The sequence below is a fragment of the Chryseobacterium candidae genome, from assembly GCF_004916905.1.
GTDB lineage: Bacteria > Bacteroidota > Bacteroidia > Flavobacteriales > Weeksellaceae > Chryseobacterium > Chryseobacterium candidae.
This window is the reverse complement of sequence record NZ_SDLV01000055.1, coordinates 1-17521: the sequence shown is the minus strand read 5'-3', so window position 1 is coordinate 17521 and position 17521 is coordinate 1. Positions and strand designations below refer to the sequence as shown.

General features: G+C 36.7%; 15 protein-coding genes. 7 read left to right on the top strand and 8 right to left on the bottom strand.

The genetic code is table 11. The annotated features are described in order from the left end of the window. Nucleotides 1-226: 226 nt before the first annotated feature. Complete coding sequence (locus EK417_RS19325; RefSeq protein ID WP_076595590.1) at nt 227-970, top strand: hypothetical protein; 744 nt, start codon at nt 227-229, stop codon at nt 968-970. A 495-nt stretch (nt 971-1465) separates the two neighbouring features. On the opposite strand, the gene EK417_RS19320 is transcribed toward EK417_RS19325, so the two are convergent. The 6 genes from EK417_RS19320 to queA all read right to left on the bottom strand — a co-directional run bounded on the left by EK417_RS19320 (nt 1466) and on the right by queA (nt 7273). After that, on the bottom strand, nt 1466-2443 hold the full coding sequence (locus EK417_RS19320; RefSeq protein ID WP_076595589.1) for a polyprenyl synthetase family protein: 978 nt from the start codon (nt 2441-2443) through the stop codon (nt 1466-1468). A 72-nt stretch (nt 2444-2515) separates the two neighbouring features. Further along, nucleotides 2516-3415 carry a hypothetical protein gene (locus tag EK417_RS19315; RefSeq protein ID WP_136523087.1) on the bottom strand — a complete coding sequence of 300 codons (900 nt, stop codon included), beginning with the start codon at nt 3413-3415 and terminating at the stop codon, nt 2516-2518. Nucleotides 3416-3743: 328 nt separating this feature from the next. Further along, on the bottom strand, nt 3744-4694 hold the full coding sequence (locus EK417_RS19310; RefSeq protein ID WP_136523086.1) for a sterol desaturase family protein: 951 nt from the start codon (nt 4692-4694) through the stop codon (nt 3744-3746). A 74-nt stretch (nt 4695-4768) separates the two neighbouring features. Beyond that, nucleotides 4769-5803: a dual-specificity RNA methyltransferase RlmN gene (gene rlmN, locus EK417_RS19305; protein ID WP_076595586.1), complete on the bottom strand. Its 1035-nt coding sequence runs from the start codon at nt 5801-5803 to the stop codon at nt 4769-4771. A gap of 32 nt (nt 5804-5835) precedes the next feature. Beyond that, nucleotides 5836-6183 carry a four helix bundle protein gene (locus EK417_RS19300; RefSeq protein ID WP_110366983.1) on the bottom strand — a complete coding sequence of 116 codons (348 nt, stop codon included), beginning with the start codon at nt 6181-6183 and terminating at the stop codon, nt 5836-5838. Between the two features lie 40 nt (nt 6184-6223). Further along, nucleotides 6224-7273 (bottom strand): tRNA preQ1(34) S-adenosylmethionine ribosyltransferase-isomerase QueA, encoded by a 1050-nt coding sequence (gene queA / locus EK417_RS19295; protein WP_076595584.1) that lies wholly within the window; start codon nt 7271-7273, stop codon nt 6224-6226. A 458-nt stretch (nt 7274-7731) separates the two neighbouring features. Between queA and EK417_RS19290 the strand changes: the two genes are divergently transcribed. From EK417_RS19290 to EK417_RS19270, 5 genes are all read left to right on the top strand, one after another. Next, nucleotides 7732-8424, top strand: a complete 693-nt coding sequence (locus tag EK417_RS19290; protein ID WP_136523085.1) for an AIM24 family protein — start codon at nt 7732-7734, stop codon at nt 8422-8424. Between the two features lie 57 nt (nt 8425-8481). Then, nucleotides 8482-10017, top strand: a complete 1536-nt coding sequence (locus tag EK417_RS19285) for a M61 family metallopeptidase (protein WP_136523084.1) — start codon at nt 8482-8484, stop codon at nt 10015-10017. Between the two features lie 201 nt (nt 10018-10218). Then, nucleotides 10219-11616 (top strand): Gfo/Idh/MocA family protein, encoded by a 1398-nt coding sequence (locus tag EK417_RS19280; protein ID WP_076595582.1) that lies wholly within the window; start codon nt 10219-10221, stop codon nt 11614-11616. Continuing rightward, on the top strand, nt 11606-12520 hold the full coding sequence (locus tag EK417_RS19275) for a nucleotidyltransferase family protein (protein WP_136523083.1): 915 nt from the start codon (nt 11606-11608) through the stop codon (nt 12518-12520). The genes EK417_RS19280 and EK417_RS19275 overlap by 11 nt, the downstream gene beginning before the upstream one ends. Beyond that, nucleotides 12511-13545, top strand: a complete 1035-nt coding sequence (locus EK417_RS19270; RefSeq protein ID WP_136523082.1) for a phosphotransferase enzyme family protein — start codon at nt 12511-12513, stop codon at nt 13543-13545. The genes EK417_RS19275 and EK417_RS19270 overlap by 10 nt, the downstream gene beginning before the upstream one ends. 130 nt (nt 13546-13675) lie before the next feature. On the opposite strand, the gene EK417_RS19265 is transcribed toward EK417_RS19270, so the two are convergent. After that, complete coding sequence (locus EK417_RS19265) at nt 13676-14167, bottom strand: DNA-deoxyinosine glycosylase (protein WP_136523081.1); 492 nt, start codon at nt 14165-14167, stop codon at nt 13676-13678. A gap of 131 nt (nt 14168-14298) precedes the next feature. Then, nucleotides 14299-16293: a S9 family peptidase gene (locus EK417_RS19260; protein ID WP_136523080.1), complete on the bottom strand. Its 1995-nt coding sequence runs from the start codon at nt 16291-16293 to the stop codon at nt 14299-14301. Between the two features lie 308 nt (nt 16294-16601). Between EK417_RS19260 and EK417_RS19255 the strand changes: the two genes are divergently transcribed. Next, nucleotides 16602-17441, top strand: a complete 840-nt coding sequence (locus tag EK417_RS19255; RefSeq protein ID WP_110366989.1) for a carboxylesterase family protein — start codon at nt 16602-16604, stop codon at nt 17439-17441. Nucleotides 17442-17521 lie beyond the last annotated feature (80 nt).

Below are 17521 nucleotides of genomic sequence, written 5' to 3'. Positions count from 1 at the left end.
TGAATTATAAATAATAAAAAAACACAAATAAACAATTAAATTTATTAAAAAAATATAAAAACTAACATTATAAACAAAATATACCACAATTTTACAAATAATCAATAAATAAATCGGCATGAATTTTGACAATGTTTTTTTTCAAAAAAAACACACATTTAAAAATATCATGAAAAAGCAACTATTTCAAGCAACTAGTTTATTATTATTTTGTACACTATCGATAATGCCAAAAGCACAGGTAGGAATTAACACCAGCAACCCTCAGACGACTCTTCATGTGGATGGAGCGAAAGATAATGCAGCATCCGGACTCCCCACAATTACCCAACAATCTAATGATGTTGCCATAACTTCAGGGGGAAATCTAGGCATTGGAACGATAGATCCTACAGAAAAGTTTGATCTGGCAACAGGTAATGCCAGAATTCGTAATATTAATTCAAACATTGGTATCGGAGGAACCGACAGATTTGTCGTAGCGGACGCAAATGGCGTTTTAAAAACAGTAAATTTTAATGCATATTCGTTATTCCATGCAAGATTAGCAGGAAACCAGAATTTAACGACTCTGTCAATAAGCACCTTGCTATTTGGGAATCCATTATCTACTTCACCCTATTATTCATACAATACAAGTACGGGAGTTTTAACGTTTAATCAGGCCGGAAACTATTTAGTAACATTGCAGGCCAGTTTTGGCAGTGCTCCTGCAGGCACACAGTTATTAATTGGAGTAAGACCGGTTCCTGATGCCGATTATTTAGGACGCGGAAGTCATTATAATGCAACAGCAACCTCTTCTACAGTAGGAGAACTCATGAATTACACCACTCTTCTTATTATTCCAAATGCGGGTTATCAGGTTCGCTTTACAGCATCACCTAATCAGGGCTGTACCGTTTTGGCAACAGAAAGCGGAAGTACAGGAAGCGGAAACGTAACCAATGTTACTATACAAAAGATCTAAAGAGATACAGATACAATAAGCCGGAGTAAAGTCCGGCTTATTGTATTTTAAAACCTGTTAAAACTTTTTTCTCCAACAATTAAAAGTCATGGAAGTTTACATTCAGCCTTATTGATTGTTATTCTTTTTAATTTTTTTTTGTGAACAGCCATATTAAATTATTAATTTCCCGGCTCTAAAATCGTTTTTTTTTCAAAACGCAAGTGGGCTTTTCTGCATCCATCTTTTCACTTAATTAAAGTTTATTAACTTAACTGAATTCGGGACATGACGTCCTATTTTAATCAGAATGGAATCTGTGAAGCTAAAAAAGGAAGCTATTCAGGTGATAAAGAATAGTTTTTCCGTATTTTCATCTTTTAAAGTGATGTCTCATTAAGCATGAAATGTATAGTAACTTGCGTACATGATGAGGATGAAGAGGACTCCCATTCACACTCATACGGGTTTCCAAAAGCTTAAATCTTAATTTTCTTAAACCAAACTCAGTTTAATTTAAAATTTTCTCTCAATTACATAATCCAGCATAATATGTAATGATTTTCTTGCTTCAGAATCTGGAAACTCATTCAGAATATTTTTTGCTTTCTGCTGAAAATCTTTCATGACTTCAACAGCGTATTCCAACCCGCCTGAGCTTTTAACAAATTCAATCAGTTCCTTTACTCTTTTGGGATTATTGTTGTAACGTTTTATAGTATCAAAATAATATTTCCTATCCTTTTCATTGGCTGTTTTCAGGGTATGGATCAAAGGAAGCGTCATTTTCTGCTCTTTAATATCAATTCCTACAGGCTTTCCGATCACATTTGAGCTTAAATAATCAAAAAGATCATCTTTGATCTGAAATGCCATCCCTGTAAAAGTTCCGAAGTCCATCATCTTCTTAGCAATAATTTCGTCCGCATTATTGGAAAGAACTCCTATTTCACAGCAGGCAGCAATCAGAGTAGCCGTTTTCTGGCGGATAATTTCATAATACACCTCCTCTGTGATATCCAGTTTTCTGGCTTTTTCCAGCTGAAGAAGTTCTCCTTCAGACATTTCACGGATGGTTCTGGAAATAACCCCAAGCAGATCATAATCTTTGTGGTCTGTAGATAATAAAACTGATTTTGACAAAAGATAATCTCCCACCAAAACAGCAATTTTATTTTTCCACAGTGCATTGATTGAAAAGAAATTACGACGCTTAAAACTTTCATCCACCACATCATCATGTACCAGCGTAGCCGTGTGGATCAGCTCGATCATAGAAGCACCGCGATAGGTTTTTTCCGTCACCTCACCCACCAGTTTGGCACAAAGAAACACAAACATAGGGCGCATCTGCTTTCCTTTAGTGGTAACAATAAAACGGGTTACTTTATCTAATAAAGCTACTTTACTCTGCATTGACTCATAAAACTTCTGTTCAAAAAGTTTCATTTCATCATTGATCGGTCGTTTAATCTCTTCTACAATGTTTGCCACAATCTGCGATGCTGGGTGAATAATTATTAATTCTCACAAAGATAATTTTTTTCGCTCAATTTTAAGATAAAATTAATCTTTGAGTTGATCTTTCGGGATAAAATAAAATGAAGGTTTTGTAGTTCCCAGAGGAGACCTGAACTTTTCTCCTGAAATATAAATTCCCGTTTCATCTACACTTATTCCTTCAATCTGCGATAATGAAAGAGCAGTTCCAAGGTAGTAATGCTTTGGTTTTTCTTTAAAAAATATTCCGGCTTCTGTTTCTGTAAAAATATCTAAAAAAACTTCCGTTTTTCTGGTATATCCTACTAAATAAAGCTTTTTATCAAAATAAGAGGCATCTGTAACCACAAAACCTGTTTGATAGGTTTCTTTTTTTTCTGCCTTTTGCACTTCTGAAATTTCAGGATCTACAATATAATGTGAGGTTGCTTTGGAAGCCCATTCTTTGGTAAAAACATGCAGCTTTCCATTCAAATAAATCATGGCTTCTGCATCGAAGTCATTCTTTGTATTTTTAGCAATAAATTCGGTCTGCTCAGGATAATAAAAAGAAATAGCTATTCCATCTAAAGCCCTTTCTGAACCAGGAATATTCGCAGAATCAAGACTCCCAAAAGGAACTTTATAAATTCTAAGATCTCTCCTTGTTCCGGCATTGTTTCCGAAATCTCCGATATAGAAATTCTCTCCATCGTTAGCTAACGCTTCCCAATCGGTATTGATTAAATTGGTTTTCAGTGTCCTTATAATTTCTCCGTTTTTTTTATCAATTTCAAAAAGTTCAGCAGCATTTCCACTGTCATTGAATGTATACAGCTTTCCGTTTAAAATATTCAGTCCTGAGGTTTCCTCAATTTTATTATCCAGATAATGAACTCTGTATTTTTTTATTTTCAGAAAATCAGCCTGCTGGGAAAATGCAGATTGACCAACAAAAAGAGTAATAATCAGAAGAAGTTTTTTCATATGACAAAAGTAGGGTTTTATTCTGAGGTAGTGGGTTTGAGCGTTTGAGAGTTTAAGGGTGAGAGCGTTTGAGAGCGAAAGTGTAGATTCCTACGGAATGGACAAACTACGATTTGCCTATCCGTACACCTTGTCATTCCGAAGGAATCTAAACATTGTAGGGATTAGAGAAGTTGTAGGGTTTGAGGGTTAAAGATAATTTTTTTTGCAGATTGCTTTGCTCTTTTACCTTTTTACTCTCAACCTTTGTTAATGATCTTCTTATAACAGAAAAACGAGCTAAAATAGCCCGCTTTTCCTTAGATTTCTATTGATTTTAAATCAGAAGTTAAGCCGTTTTCTGCTCTTTCTGATTTTGCTGTTGTTCTTTCTTTCGTGCCTGTTTGGCAAAATATTCTTTCTGATACTGCCTTACAGTCTTTCCGGTTCCGTCATGTCTCCATCCCGGTGAATTGAAAATATAATTGATTCTGTCTGTAAATTTTAATCCTGGCTGCTTAAGATCTTTCCAGATTTTTCTCCATTCGTAAAAAAGTACCGTATCCGGTCTGTTATCCGGCATCTTTGGATAGATTCCATACTTCACAGGTACATTCGGATCTTCTTTTTGGAAAGTTCCAAATATTTTATCCCAGATAATGAGACACATTCCCATATTTTTATCCAGATATTTCACATTACATGCGTGGTGTACACGGTGATGAGAAGGCGTTACCAGAATATATTCCAGGAATCCCATGCTCTTTACAGTCTGTGTATGCACCCATGTTCCATACACCTGTCCGATAGCATATGCTACCATAATATGCCATGGATTGAATCCCAAAAATGCTAATGGCGAAAAATATAAATATCTGTAAAGTGGCTGTAATACAGGACTTCTGAATCCTGTTGTCAGGTTAAAATATTCTGAACTGTGGTGCGTAATATGAACTGCCCAGAATGCTCTGGAACGGTGGTCTACATAATGCAGCACATAGTAAGCAAAGTCTGTAATGATAAAACATGCCAGCAAATACCACACACTAAGATCCCAGGAAAAAAGTCTGTGATGGTAAAAGAAAAACATCACTCCCATGGCAAATGCCTTCATGATAAGGTCTAGGCCAAAGTTCATCAATGCAAGATAAACATTGGTGGCGAGATCTTTCCCGCTGTATAGCTTAGCTTCTGAAACGTGGCTGTAAATCATTTCAGCTAAAATAACAGTAGCATGCAATGGGATTGCCCATGCGTACACATTTTCCAGCCCGTCCTCGTTCATAAGAAAATCCATCATCACAAAATAATTTGTGCAAAGGTAGGGTTTTAGCCTATTTTTTAAGAAAGTTTTAGGCTTTTTTTAAGGAAATTTTAATCTGTTGTTTTGTTGGCTAACTGTCCGCAAGCAGCGTCTATATCACCTCCACGGCTTCTTCGGACCATTACAGTTACTCCTGCATTTTCAAGCTGCCGGATGTAATTTTCCTCAGCCTGTTTGTTACACTGATCGTATTTTCCATCTCCGATCGGGTTGTATTGAATGAGGTTTACTTTTGAAGGAACCTGTTTACAGTATTTGATTAACGCCTTAATATCTTCATCACCATCATTGATCCCTTTCCATACGCAGTATTCAAAAGTAATAACAGAACCGGTCTTCTGATACCAGTACTGAAGGGCCTCCATAATATCCGTTAACGGGAATTTATCAGAGAAAGGCATGATCTCATTACGCTTGGATTCGATAGCGGAGTGAAGGGATAAAGCCAGCTTTACACGCAGTTCGTCATCTGCAAGCATTTTGATCATTTTAGGAATACCGGATGTAGAAACGGTAATTCTTCTTGGAGACATTCCCAAACCTTCCGGCTGGGTAATTTTTTTGATGGCCTCCACTACGTTTTTGTAATTCATCATCGGCTCTCCCATCCCCATAAATACGATATTGGTAAGCGGTCTGTCGAAATACATTCTGCTCTGGCTGTCAATCAGGGCTACCTGATCTACAATTTCAGCAACTTCAAGGTTTCTCATTCTTTTCAGTCTTGCTGTAGCACAGAATTCGCAGTTTAATGAGCATCCTACCTGCGAAGATACACAGGCTGTAGTTCTTGTTTCTGTAGGAATAAGAACAGATTCCACCATCAGCCCGTCGTGAAGTTTCACTCCGTTTTTGATGGTTCCGTCAGAGCTTTTCTGAAGAAGGTCTACGGAAACAGGATTAATGATATATTCTTCCGAAATTTTCTCACGAAGTGATTTAGAAAGATTCGTCATTTCTTCAATCGAATGGAGGTTTTTACTCCATAGCCAGTCATAGACCTGTTTCGCGCGAAACGGCTTTTCTCCTAAAGACTCAAAGTAGTCTTTAAGCTGGTCTAATGATAATGTACGGATATCTTTCATAATATTAAAGAGCCAAGTTAAAAGTAAAAGGTTTAAAGTTTAGTATTGTTAACTATTGCAGCCAAAATGTTTTTCAATTCGTTACTTTCATTCAATAAAGCTTTAAATTCCTCAGAATCATAACCATCCAGTTCTTCTAAAACACGAAGCCAGAAATGACTTTCTCTAGCTTCCCTTAAAGCAATTTTTACTTTATTTTTAAAATCTGCTTTGGATGATCCTGCCTGGGATTCTTCATAATTAGCACCTATTGAAGTAGCTGATTTCCCGAGTTGAAATCTTATTAATTTACTTTCAGAATCATTGGGGAGTGTTCTTAAAAACTTAAGACAATTAACTCCAAATGTAAAAGTTCTGATAAGTAAATCATTTTGTCTCATTTCTACTTGTATTACCTTTAACTTGGCTCTTTTTACTTTTTTATAGAATTAACATTGCGTCACCATAAGAATAGAATTTATACTTTTCTTTTACGGCTTCTTCATAAGCGTGCATTACGAAATCTCTTCCGGCAAATGCAGCAATCATCATGATCAGAGTAGACTTCGGTGTGTGGAAGTTCGTGATCATTGAGTTAGCAACTCCAAAATCGTGAGGAGGATAAATGAATTTGTTTGTCCATCCGTTGAAAGCAGAGATTTTTTTGTTTGAAGAAACAGAAGTTTCCAATGCTCTCATGGTAGTAGTTCCTACTGCACATACTCTTCTGTGAGATTCTACTGCCTTGTTGATGATAAGAGCATTTTTCTCATCAATGATGATCTCTTCAGATTCCATTTTGTGCTTAGAAAGATCTTCTACCTCAATTGGGTTGAATGTTCCCAATCCTACGTGAAGGGTAACTTCAGCAAAATTGATTCCTTTGATCTCCAATCTCTTCATCAGGTGCTTGGAGAAGTGAAGACCCGCTGTAGGGGCAGCTACTGCTCCTTCTACTTTTGCATAGATTGTCTGATATCTTTCTGCATCTTCCGGTTCTACTGCTCTTTTGATATATTTTGGAAGTGGAGTTTCTCCTAATTCCTTAAGTTTCGTTCTGAATTCGTCGTAAGAACCGTCGAATAAGAATCTTAATGTTCTTCCTCTTGAAGTTGTGTTATCAATAACCTCCGCTACCAAAGACTCATCTTCTGTGAAGAATAATTTGTTACCAATTCTGATTTTTCTTGCCGGATCTACCAAAACGTCCCAAACTCTGGTTTCTTTATCAAGCTCTCTTAATAAGAAAACTTCAATTTTAGCACCTGTTTTTTCTTTATTTCCGTAAAGACGTGCAGGGAAAACTTTTGTATTGTTGAAGATAAACAAATCCTCTTCATCAAAATAATCCACAACATCCTTGAATAATTTGTGCTCGATAGTTTGTGTTTTTCTGTCAAGTACCATTAATCTCGCTTCGTCTCTGTGCTCTGATGGGTGTTCTGCTAATAATTCCGCAGGAAGATCAAAATTAAAATCTGATGTTTTCATTTTTTAAATTACGGTTTAAAAATTATTGAAATTACAAGGTGTAATTTTCGGAGTGCAAATATACGACATTGAACACCCCTTTGTCAAGTTTTATTTACAATCAAATATAAAACCGTGATTTTACGGGGAGTTTCAAGGTATAAAAAGAGTATTTTTGGAAAAATTAAAATTCAATATGGAACCTGTAAGTACAATATATTTCATTGATAATCCGTAACCTAATGATCACAAAATTGAAAACTTCAGCTGGAGCGGACGGACTCATGAATATGGATTTATCTGGTTTGATTTTCATTTAAAAACTGAAAATTATTATGTCAATGATGATGAAAAGAGTGAGGAAAAAGGTAAAAATGTGCCTGCCCGGAACTCAGGATTTGCAGATCTGAATCCTAAAAGTAACAAAAGAGAGTATAAACTCGACAAACTAAAGTAATAACACTAAAAAAAATATCATTATGAGTAAATATTCGATTGAAGCATTCATCAACGAAACAAAAGAAAATCCGCAGCAAAGAGATTATTTTGAGCTGGAAACGAAACATCTTCTGGAAATCAACCTTAACAATCAGGCAGTATGGACGAAAAGAGGAAGCATGGTAAGCTATGTGGGAAATATTAATTTTGAAAGACAGGGAATGCTGTCCGGAGGAATTGGAAACCTCTTAAAGAAAGCTATAAGCGGTGAAGGAGCCAGGCTGATGAAAGCAGAAGGAATCGGAAAACTCTATGTAGCCGATTCCGGGAAGAAAGTCCGTATTTTATATCTGAATAATGAATCTGTTTGCGTAAACGGAAATGATATTCTTGCCCACGAACAAAGCGTAAAAAGTGATATCACCATGCTGAAAAGTATTGCAGGAATGATGTCCGGAGGGCTTTTTCAGGCGAAACTTTCAGGAACAGGGCACATCGCTATTACCACTCACGGAGATCCTTTAACTTTACTTGTAACTCCTGATACACCTGTATTTACAGACCCGAATGCTACTGTTGCATGGTCCGGAAACCTCAGCCCGGAACTGAAAACCAATGTTTCTTTCAAAAGCCTTATCGGCAGAGGAAGCGGCGAAGAGTTTCAAATGAAGTTTTCAGGACATGGATGGGTACTGATTCAGCCTTATGAAGAAGTATACTACATGGAAAAATAAAACCAACAAAACCTAGAAGTGATTTAGAATTTTCGTAATAATTAAGATTTGCAGCCCATGAATACCCTTATAAAGCTATTTTTTGTGATCATCATACTACCTAACGTTATGATTGCTCAAATGTCAAAGAAAAATTACGACTATTCTATAGATCTTCTTGATATGTCCAATGATGAAGTCCGGGTATCTTTTTCACCTCCAAAGAATAATCTTAAACAGGGCAGATTTATCATTCCCAAACTGGTACCCGGATTTTATCAGGCTATGAATTTCGGACAATATATTTCCGATTTCACAGCCACTGATAAAAACGGTAAAAAAGTCTTAACGGAACGCCTGGACAAAAACAGCTGGATGGTACATGATCTCAGCCGGGTAAAGAAAATATCTTATCAGGTAGCTGATGGATGGGACTCCCTGGAAAAAGAATCTCATGAAGCCCGATCTGCAGGAAGTATGTTTATAAAAGACAGCGTTTTTGTCATCAATTATAATTCTTTAGTAGGATATTTTGAAGAAATGAAAGATATTCCTTATCACATTAAGATTACAAAGAACAAGGATTTTTATGCTTCCTCCGCCCTGGATTACAAACAGATAGATAAAATTACAGATATGGTATGGGCAAAGGATTACCGCGAACTGGTAGATTCTCCTGTCTTATATTCCGTTCCTGATACTACCTGGCTCAAAATAGGCCATACCAAAGTACTTGTATCATTCTACAACAAAAAGGAAAGACATTACTCCAAAACGATTGCTCAAGAAATTGAAAACATTCTGAAAAATCAGCAGGCTTATCTTGGCGGAACATTACCGGTCAGCAAATATGCATTTCTGATTTATTATGAATCTTCCAATGAAAATGGATATCTGGGAGATGGCCTGGAACATTCCCACTCTACAGTCTGCCTTTATCGTTCCGGAAATATGAAATTTCTTCCACATGCCTTAAACAGGGTTGCTTCTCACGAGTTTTTTCATGTTGTTACCCCGCTCAACATTCATTCAGGGGAAATTCAGCATTATGATTTCCTGAATCCTGTCATGTCTGAACATTTGTGGCTATACGAAGGGATGACTGAGTATGCGACCATTCATATGCCTATCAAACAAAAAATGATCAGCCTGGAAGATTTTGAAAAAAGTCTGGAAGAAAAAATCAAAGGCATGAAAGAATTTGATAACACCCTGTCTTTTACAGAAATGAGTAAAAAATCCATGGAAAGACAGGATCAGTATATGAACTTTTATATGAAAGGAGCATTACTCGGGTTATGTCTGGATATAAGACTAAGAGAGCTTTCTAACGGGAAAATGGGAACTCAGGATCTGATGCAGATGCTTATGAAAAAGTATGGAGCAGGTAAATATTTTAACGATGATGAACTTTTTGATGAGATTACCAAAATGACTTATCCCGAAATACATACTTTTTTTAGAGATTTCGTAGAAGGCACTCAACCCATTCCTTTAAAAGAGTATCTGGAAAAAGCAGGATTCAATTATGATGAAGCTACCGGAAAGGTAACTTCAGTGTCCCATCCTGATTCAAAACAAATTGCATTAAGGAAGGCCTGGATTAATCAATAAATTTTCATGCAGATAAAAAAAAACATAAATAAACAAAATAGTGAAAATTAATAACCTATAATTCAACAACTCCAAAAGCATTCAACTTTAAAATCCAACAACCTTCAAATTCTTACAAACCGCCTCCCTCAATTCATTCTCCTATTATCCATCACGTTATGGGGATTTACAAAAGTTTTAATATATTTAAGAAAAAAATAGATGAACGATAGTAATTCCCGCAGAAACTTTCTTAAGACAGCTGCTTTAGCAAGCTTTGGGGCATTGGTTTTACCCAATTCCTTATTTGCTTATTCCAATGATTTTAAAACAGATAAAAAAGTCCGCGTAGGTTTTATCGGCGTAGGCCTTCGTGGTCAGGAGCATGTAAAATTACTGGCAAAACGAAATGATGTAGAGATTGTTGCGTTTGCAGATCCGGAGAAAAGGATGCTTGCCGCGTCTCAAAAAATATTAAAAGACAATAATAAACCTGCTGCTCAGGAGTTTTCCAACGGAGAATATGACTATCGGAATCTTTTAAAATTAAAAACAATAGACGCTGTTGTTATTGCTACTCCATGGGAATGGCATCTTACACAAGGTGTGGAAGCCATGCGCGCTAAAAAAATTGTGGGTATGGAAGTTTCCGGAGCGATAAAGCTTCAGGACTGCTGGGAATTTGTAAAGGTATATGAGGAAACGAAAGTTCCCATATTTATGATGGAAAATGTGTGCTACCGAAGAGATATCATGGCCATCCTGAATATGGTCCGTAAAGGAATGTTTGGTGAACTGGTACATGGAAGAGGCGGTTATCAGCATGATCTGAGAGGTGTTCTTTTCAATGACGGAGTTACTCCGTACAATTCCGGTGCTGAATTTGGAGAAAAAGGATTCAGTGAGGCTAAATGGAGAACCGAACATTATGTAAAACGTAACGGAGAACTTTATCCTACGCATGGCTTAGGACCGGTTGCCATGATGATGGATATCAACAGAGGAAACCGTTTGACAAGGCTTTCTTCATTCTCATCAAAATCTGTAGGGCTTCATAAATACATTGTTGAGCATCCAAAAGGCGGAGAAAACCATCCGAGTGCGAAAGTAAAATTCAACCAGGGAGATATTGTAACTACACAGATTGCCTGTGCCAATGGAGAAACCATTCTTCTTACTCATGATACAAGTTTACAGAGACCTTATGATCTTGGTTTCAGAGTTCAGGGAACTGAAGGATTGTGGCAGGATTTCGGATGGGGAGATTTCAACCAGGGACACATCTATTTTGAAAAAACAATGAACCATACCCACCGTTGGGATAATACTGAAAAATGGATGAAAGAATATGATCATCCGATTTGGAAGAAGTTTGAAGCTACCGCTGCAGGAGCCGGACATGGCGGAATGGATTTCTTTGTGATGAATACTTTTATTGAATGTATCAAACGAAATATAGAATTCCCGATGGATGTGTACGACCTTGCTTTATGGTATTCCATTACGCCACTGAGTGAAGAGTCTATTGCCAAAGGCGGTCAGGTTGTTGATATTCCTGATTTCACCAACGGAAAATGGAAAACCCGTAAACCTGTATTTGGAATGACTGATGAGTTCTAAGAAAACATTACTCATATTAGCTGGTGGATTAGGCAGCAGATACAAAGGTCTCAAGCAAGTGGATGGAATACTTGATAACGGTTCGCCGATTCTTGAGTATTCTATCTTTGATGCTCTGGAAGCAGGTTTTCAAAAAATAGTTATTATTGTGAACAAACTGATTCCTGAAAGTTATATTGAAAGACTCAACAGCATTTCAAAAGCTAAAAATTTTGAATTGCTTTGGGTATATCAGGAGAAAGACACTATTCCTATTTCACTGGAAGGCTTTGATTACCCTGATCGTGAGAAGCCATGGGGAACTGCTCATGCCGTACTTTGCGCCAAATATTCAATACAGGAACCTTTTGTGATGATCAATGCGGATGATTTTTATGGAAAAGAAGCCTATCAACTGGCAGCCCATGAAATTAATCATCATCATATTTCAGATACACAATTGGGGATGATTGCTTACCCTGTAGATACAACATTGAGTGATAACGGTGCTGTGGCGAGGGGAATATGTACCCTGGATGCCGGAAATTACCTGGTTAAAGTAGAGGAACAAACGTCTATCCAAAAAATCAATAGTACAATCATTTATGTGGACAACGGAAAAAATATAAAATTAGATCCCGAAACATTGGTATCTATGAACTTTTTTATTTTTCATCCTCATATTTTTTGTTATCTGGAAGCCTATTTCTATGATTTCATTGAATCTGATCCGCTTCCCAATCAGGAATTTTACATTCCTTCCGCAATACAAAAAATGATAGACGAAAACAGAGTAAAAGTAAAAGTGAAAGCCTCTACATCCCAATGGATGGGAATTACCTATGCTGATGATAAAAAAGAAATTCAAGATTTTCTGATTTCAGAGACTAACAACCACAGATACCCGAAAGATTTATGGAAATAAATGATATTGTTATTGAGTTTATTGGTAAGGATAATTATGAACTCACTCCTATTAATGACGGATTAATCAATACAACTTATCTTCTGGAGAATAAAGACCAGGGGAAAAAGTTTATTCTGCAGAAAATCAACAATCATGTTTTTAAACAGCCGGAGGTTGTCGTTAATAATCATTTATTAATTAATGAAGTTCTGAAGTCCAATAATTATCATTTTCAGATTATTGAGTCTATTCCGTCTCTGGCCAATAAGCTGCTGGTAGAAGATATAAATGGTGAGCCCTGGCGTATGCTTAATTTTATAGAGAACAGCCTTACTTTTCTTACTGCTCCATCTTTACAGACCGCTTTTGATGCTGCTAAAACCTTCAGTTATTTTCTGAACACTGTAAATACTGAAAAACTGCCTGCCATTGAAGATTCTCTTCCCAATTTCCTCAATTTTGAGAAAAGGATTGCAGATTATAAAAACGCACTCAAAGATGCACCAGCTCAATTAAAAGAAAATGCAAAAGCTGAAATAGAAATCACCAACCAGCTTCTGTCTTTGCCTGACCAATGGATCGAAATGGAGAAAACCCATCAGATTCCTAAAAGAATTATTCATGCCGATGTAAAAATCAGTAATATTCTTTTTGATCAGAATCATAAGCCGCTGGCTGTGATTGATCTGGATACCATGATGATTTCTACCATCTTATATGATTTTGGAACAATGATCCAATCTTATACCAATACTACACAGGAAGATGACGGAGCTGCCCAAAACAATTTCAATCCTGAAATGTATAAGGTTGTAAAAGAAGGCTTTTTATTTTATCTAAAAGAAAAACTGACTAAGACAGAATCTGAGAATCTTGATTATGCAGCACAGGTCGCTATTTACATTCAGGAACTTCGTTTTTTGACGGATTACCTTAACGGAAGCACCTACTATTCTATCACACATCCTGAACACAATCTGGACAGAACCAAAAACCAGCTGGAACTGTTGAAAGGATTAAGAGAATACTTGGGAAGTAAATGATTTTTAAATTCTTATCATTTGTACTAAGATTACATATGATATTTAGATTCCTACGGAATGACAAACAGAGCGCTTTATTTATCCGAACATTTTGTCATTCCGGTAAGAATCTAACTTTATCTACTCACTCTCAAACCAAAAACTCCAGAATTCTCTTCCATTCTTCCCGCTTTTTTTCAAAAGAAATGGTATGAAGCGGACTTGTAGAGGGCAATAGAAAAATGGGCAGTTTATAATTTTTCCCAAGAAGTTTCAGCAAGTTTTTATAAGATTTTCCGCCATTGCAAAAAATAGCTCTGACATTTGGATATTCTTCAAGCAATTCTTCAATTTGGTTAGCTTCTTCGTTTCTGATTTCAGAATCCAGACTTCCTTTTCTCTCACAGGAATCAATTACATCCCAGAGGGCAATATGGTGTTTCTTTATTGTTGCAATTCTTTGAGAATAATCCTCTGTAAATTCTTCGTTCAGCAATTCAAAAATGATTTTCCAGAATTTGTTTTGTGGATGAGCATAATATTGCTGTTTTTCCAGTGATTTTACTCCGGGAACTGAGCCTAAAATTAAAATTTCAGATTGGATATCAATAAGAGGTGGAAATGAAGAAATACGGTTTTGCATATTCAAATATAGAGATTTTATTACTTGCAGATTGGGAAGCTGGAAGAGAGAGGCTGGAAGTTAGTCAGATTATTCATTATAAAAAAAACGGGCTAAAGCCCGTTTCTATTGATCATAAATTGTTGTTTGTCTTATAAAGTTTCCTTCAGCCAGTCGAAGAATTCTCGCTGCCATACTAATCCGTTTTGCGGATGAAGTACCCAGTGATTTTCGTTCGGGAAGTACACCAGTTTAGATTTTAATCCTCTTAATTTTGCAGCCTGGAAAGCTTCCTGCCCCTGCTCGTAAGGAACACGGAAATCAATTCCACCCTGAACAATCATGATGGGTTTGTTCCATTTTTCTACAAAATTGCTTGGGTTGAATTCTGTGTATGCTTTTGGAAGAGGCTTTTCCCATGGAGAACCAATATCCCAGTTGGCAAACCAAAGTTCTTCAGTAGTCAGATACCATGATTTCATATCAAATAAACCATCATGAGCGATGAACGTTTTGAATCTGTTCTCATGGATTCCTGCCAGCATAAATACGCTGTATCCTCCGTAACTTGCTCCTACAGCGGCTACTCTGTCTCCATCTACGTATGGTAAAGTTTTCGCAAAGTCTGTGGCTGCCAGATAATCCCTCATTGGCTGTCCGCCCCAGTCTCTTGAAATTTCTTCATTCCATTTTGTTCCCCAGCCCGGCATACCTCTTCTGTTCGGAGCTACTACGATATAACCGTTGGCAGCCATCAAAGCAAAGTTCCACCTTGTGCTGAAATACTGTGTCAATGCAGACTGCGGACCGCCCTGGCAGTATACCAAAGTAGGATATTTTTTGTTCGGATCAAAGTTCGGTGGATAATGGAACCAGACTCCCATTTCTTTACCGTCTGACGTTTTCACCATTTTAAGTTCAGATTTCCCTTGAGCCAGCTTAGCATAAATTTCCTTGTTGGCTTCAGTAACCTGCTTCATTTCTCCGTTTTTAACGTTTACAGAGAATAATTCTGTGGCATGGTTTACGTCTGTTCTTCCTACTAAAAGTGTAGTTTTATTGTCTGTAAAGATTTCGTTTACGTCAAAATCTCCTTTGGTGATCTGCTGTACTTTTGCTGATTTTGAATCCAGGGCAAAAAGCTGTTTTGTCCCTCTGAATGCAGCTGTGAAGTAGATTGTTTTTGAATCTGCTCCCCAAAACACATCTCCTGAAACGCTTTCATCCCAGCCTGAAGTAAGATTAGTCGTCTTTCCTGACTTCCAGTCCAGAATTTTCACATCATTTTTATCTGCTTCATATCCATCTCTGGCCATGCTCTGCCAGATTAAAGATTTTCCGTCCGGGCTGAATTTTGGGTTTACATCATATCCTTTGTTTGATTCTGTAAGGTTTTTGGTAGTACCTGATGCCAGATCATAAGCAAAGATATCGGTATTGGTACTGGTAGCGTACTCTTTGCCACTTTTAGGTTTTGTAACATATAAAAGCTGTGCAGAATCCGGGCTCCAGATAAAATCTTCAGCTCCACCGAAAGGTCTTTGCGGGGAATCCCAGGTTTTACCTTCCAGAAGATCTTTAGCAACTTCTACTTTATCCGAAGTACTCACTACAAATACGTGGTTGTATTTTCCTTCATTGAAATAATCCCAGTGTCTGTGGTTAAGGTCCGTATAAACCTGAGCCGTAGTTTTGGGAGTATCACTGAATTTATCTTTCCCCATTACTTTCTCTACCAGCACCTGCTTGCTGAAGGCAATTTTCTTCCCATCCGGAGAAATGACAATATTATCAGCTTCCCCGATAGTATAAAATTCTGTCCAGGTTTTTCCGGCATCTTTAGAAAGATAGATTTTATCACCTTCCTGAGCATAAATTCCGTTTTTATCCCACTGAATAAGTGCTTTTTTACCGAAATCGATTTTAGAAGACTGATGATTAAGAACATTCAGAAAATAGTTCTCGTTTTTTGTTTTCTCTGTTTTCAGATCAACCTGTCCTACTTTATAGATAAGAGAAGCCTGATCCGGTGAAACTGCCTGTACTCCCACTTTTTTCAAAGTCCAAAGAATTTCAGGCGTCATTACTTGTTGTGCATTCATTAAAAGCGGAGCTGCCAAAGCCAGCAGACTGTACTTAAGTTTCATATGTTGATATTCATTTTTAACGGATCTGTGAAATCATAGTAATTTCACGAAATCCTTTTATTACATTCAAAGATTGCCAAAGTTAATATTTAAAATAAAAACGCACGAAAGAATTAACATTTAAGTTTAGATTTTTATTCTATATTCTTAAAAATAAATGTATAGTTAAGAAATATAAACAAGTACAGATGCCAAAGCAACTCCTATTTATATCTGGCAACCCGTTCCAGCTTAAATTGCTGTTTTATACAAATTGTTAAATATTTATATTTGAAAGGAAAAATAAACCGGAAAACTATAAAAACACTATGAATAACCGAAATTTAAAACAAATCCTGATCACTTTACTCGTCATTATCACTTCAAATCCGGTGCTTGCTCAGAAAAGTGAATTTTTGGATACACAGGTAGATAGCCTGACTTTCGTTACTACCAGGAAATTTTTAAACAGCTTAAATACAGATAATTTTCAGAAAAAGGTTTTCATCAAGAATGATATACAAATTCCCTACAGAATCCTGACTCCGAAGGATAATGACAAAAATCAAAAGTTTCCATTAGTCATTACTTTTCATAATTCCACAAGAATTGGAAACGATAATGAAAGCCAGCTTGAACCTTTGGCTAAGATATGGCTGAGAGAGGAAATATATGACAGGTACCAATGCTATGTGATAGCCCCACAATTCAGCACGCGTTCTTCAGTTTATGACAACAACACGGATAATGATCTGGTCTCAAAACCATCAAATGATGTCTTTGCCCTATGGGATCTGATAAAAAATGTAGAAAAAGAATACCGGAATATTGATAAAAACAGAATTTATCTGGTGGGATATTCTATGGGAGCTTCTACAGCACAAAATCTTATGAGCATAGAGCCTGACAAATTTGCTGCTATTGTTTCCATTGCAGCGGTTCCTGATTTTTCAAATCTGAAACAACTGGATAAAAAAAATATCTGGCTCATTCACGGTGAAAAAGACAATGAAAATCCCTATTCGGGAAGTATCAAATTGTTTAAAAAATTAGTTTCAAACAAAAATCTGACTTTTACAACATACGGTAATCTTAATCATAATACGATTACCATCCCGTTTTTAACAACTGAAGATATTCCCAAGTGGCTGTTTGAAAAGAGAAAATAAAAACAAGTAACGGCATTCGGTTTCTATCTACAAAAAAGCCTGCTGAAAATAGCAGGCTTTATATTTTATATTGGTGTCCC

Coding starts and splice junctions, on each gene's coding strand:
- EK417_RS19255 (WP_110366989.1), top strand. CDS start 16,602: ATGAATAACCGAAATTTAAAACAAATCCTGATCACTTTACTCGTCATT.
- EK417_RS19260 (WP_136523080.1), bottom strand. CDS start 16,293: ATGAAACTTAAGTACAGTCTGCTGGCTTTGGCAGCTCCGCTTTTAATG.
- EK417_RS19300 (WP_110366983.1), bottom strand. CDS start 6,183: ATGAGACAAAATGATTTACTTATCAGAACTTTTACATTTGGAGTTAAT.
- EK417_RS19285 (WP_136523084.1), top strand. CDS start 8,482: ATGAATACCCTTATAAAGCTATTTTTTGTGATCATCATACTACCTAAC.
- EK417_RS19270 (WP_136523082.1), top strand. CDS start 12,511: ATGGAAATAAATGATATTGTTATTGAGTTTATTGGTAAGGATAATTAT.
- rlmN (WP_076595586.1), bottom strand. CDS start 5,803: ATGAAAGATATCCGTACATTATCATTAGACCAGCTTAAAGACTACTTT.
- EK417_RS19310 (WP_136523086.1), bottom strand. CDS start 4,694: ATGATGGATTTTCTTATGAACGAGGACGGGCTGGAAAATGTGTACGCA.
- EK417_RS19265 (WP_136523081.1), bottom strand. CDS start 14,167: ATGCAAAACCGTATTTCTTCATTTCCACCTCTTATTGATATCCAATCT.
- EK417_RS19280 (WP_076595582.1), top strand. CDS start 10,219: ATGAACGATAGTAATTCCCGCAGAAACTTTCTTAAGACAGCTGCTTTA.
- queA (WP_076595584.1), bottom strand. CDS start 7,273: ATGAAAACATCAGATTTTAATTTTGATCTTCCTGCGGAATTATTAGCA.
- EK417_RS19290 (WP_136523085.1), top strand. CDS start 7,732: ATGAGTAAATATTCGATTGAAGCATTCATCAACGAAACAAAAGAAAAT.
- EK417_RS19325 (WP_076595590.1), top strand. CDS start 227: ATGCCAAAAGCACAGGTAGGAATTAACACCAGCAACCCTCAGACGACT.
- EK417_RS19315 (WP_136523087.1), bottom strand. CDS start 3,415: ATGAAAAAACTTCTTCTGATTATTACTCTTTTTGTTGGTCAATCTGCA.
- EK417_RS19275 (WP_136523083.1), top strand. CDS start 11,606: ATGAGTTCTAAGAAAACATTACTCATATTAGCTGGTGGATTAGGCAGC.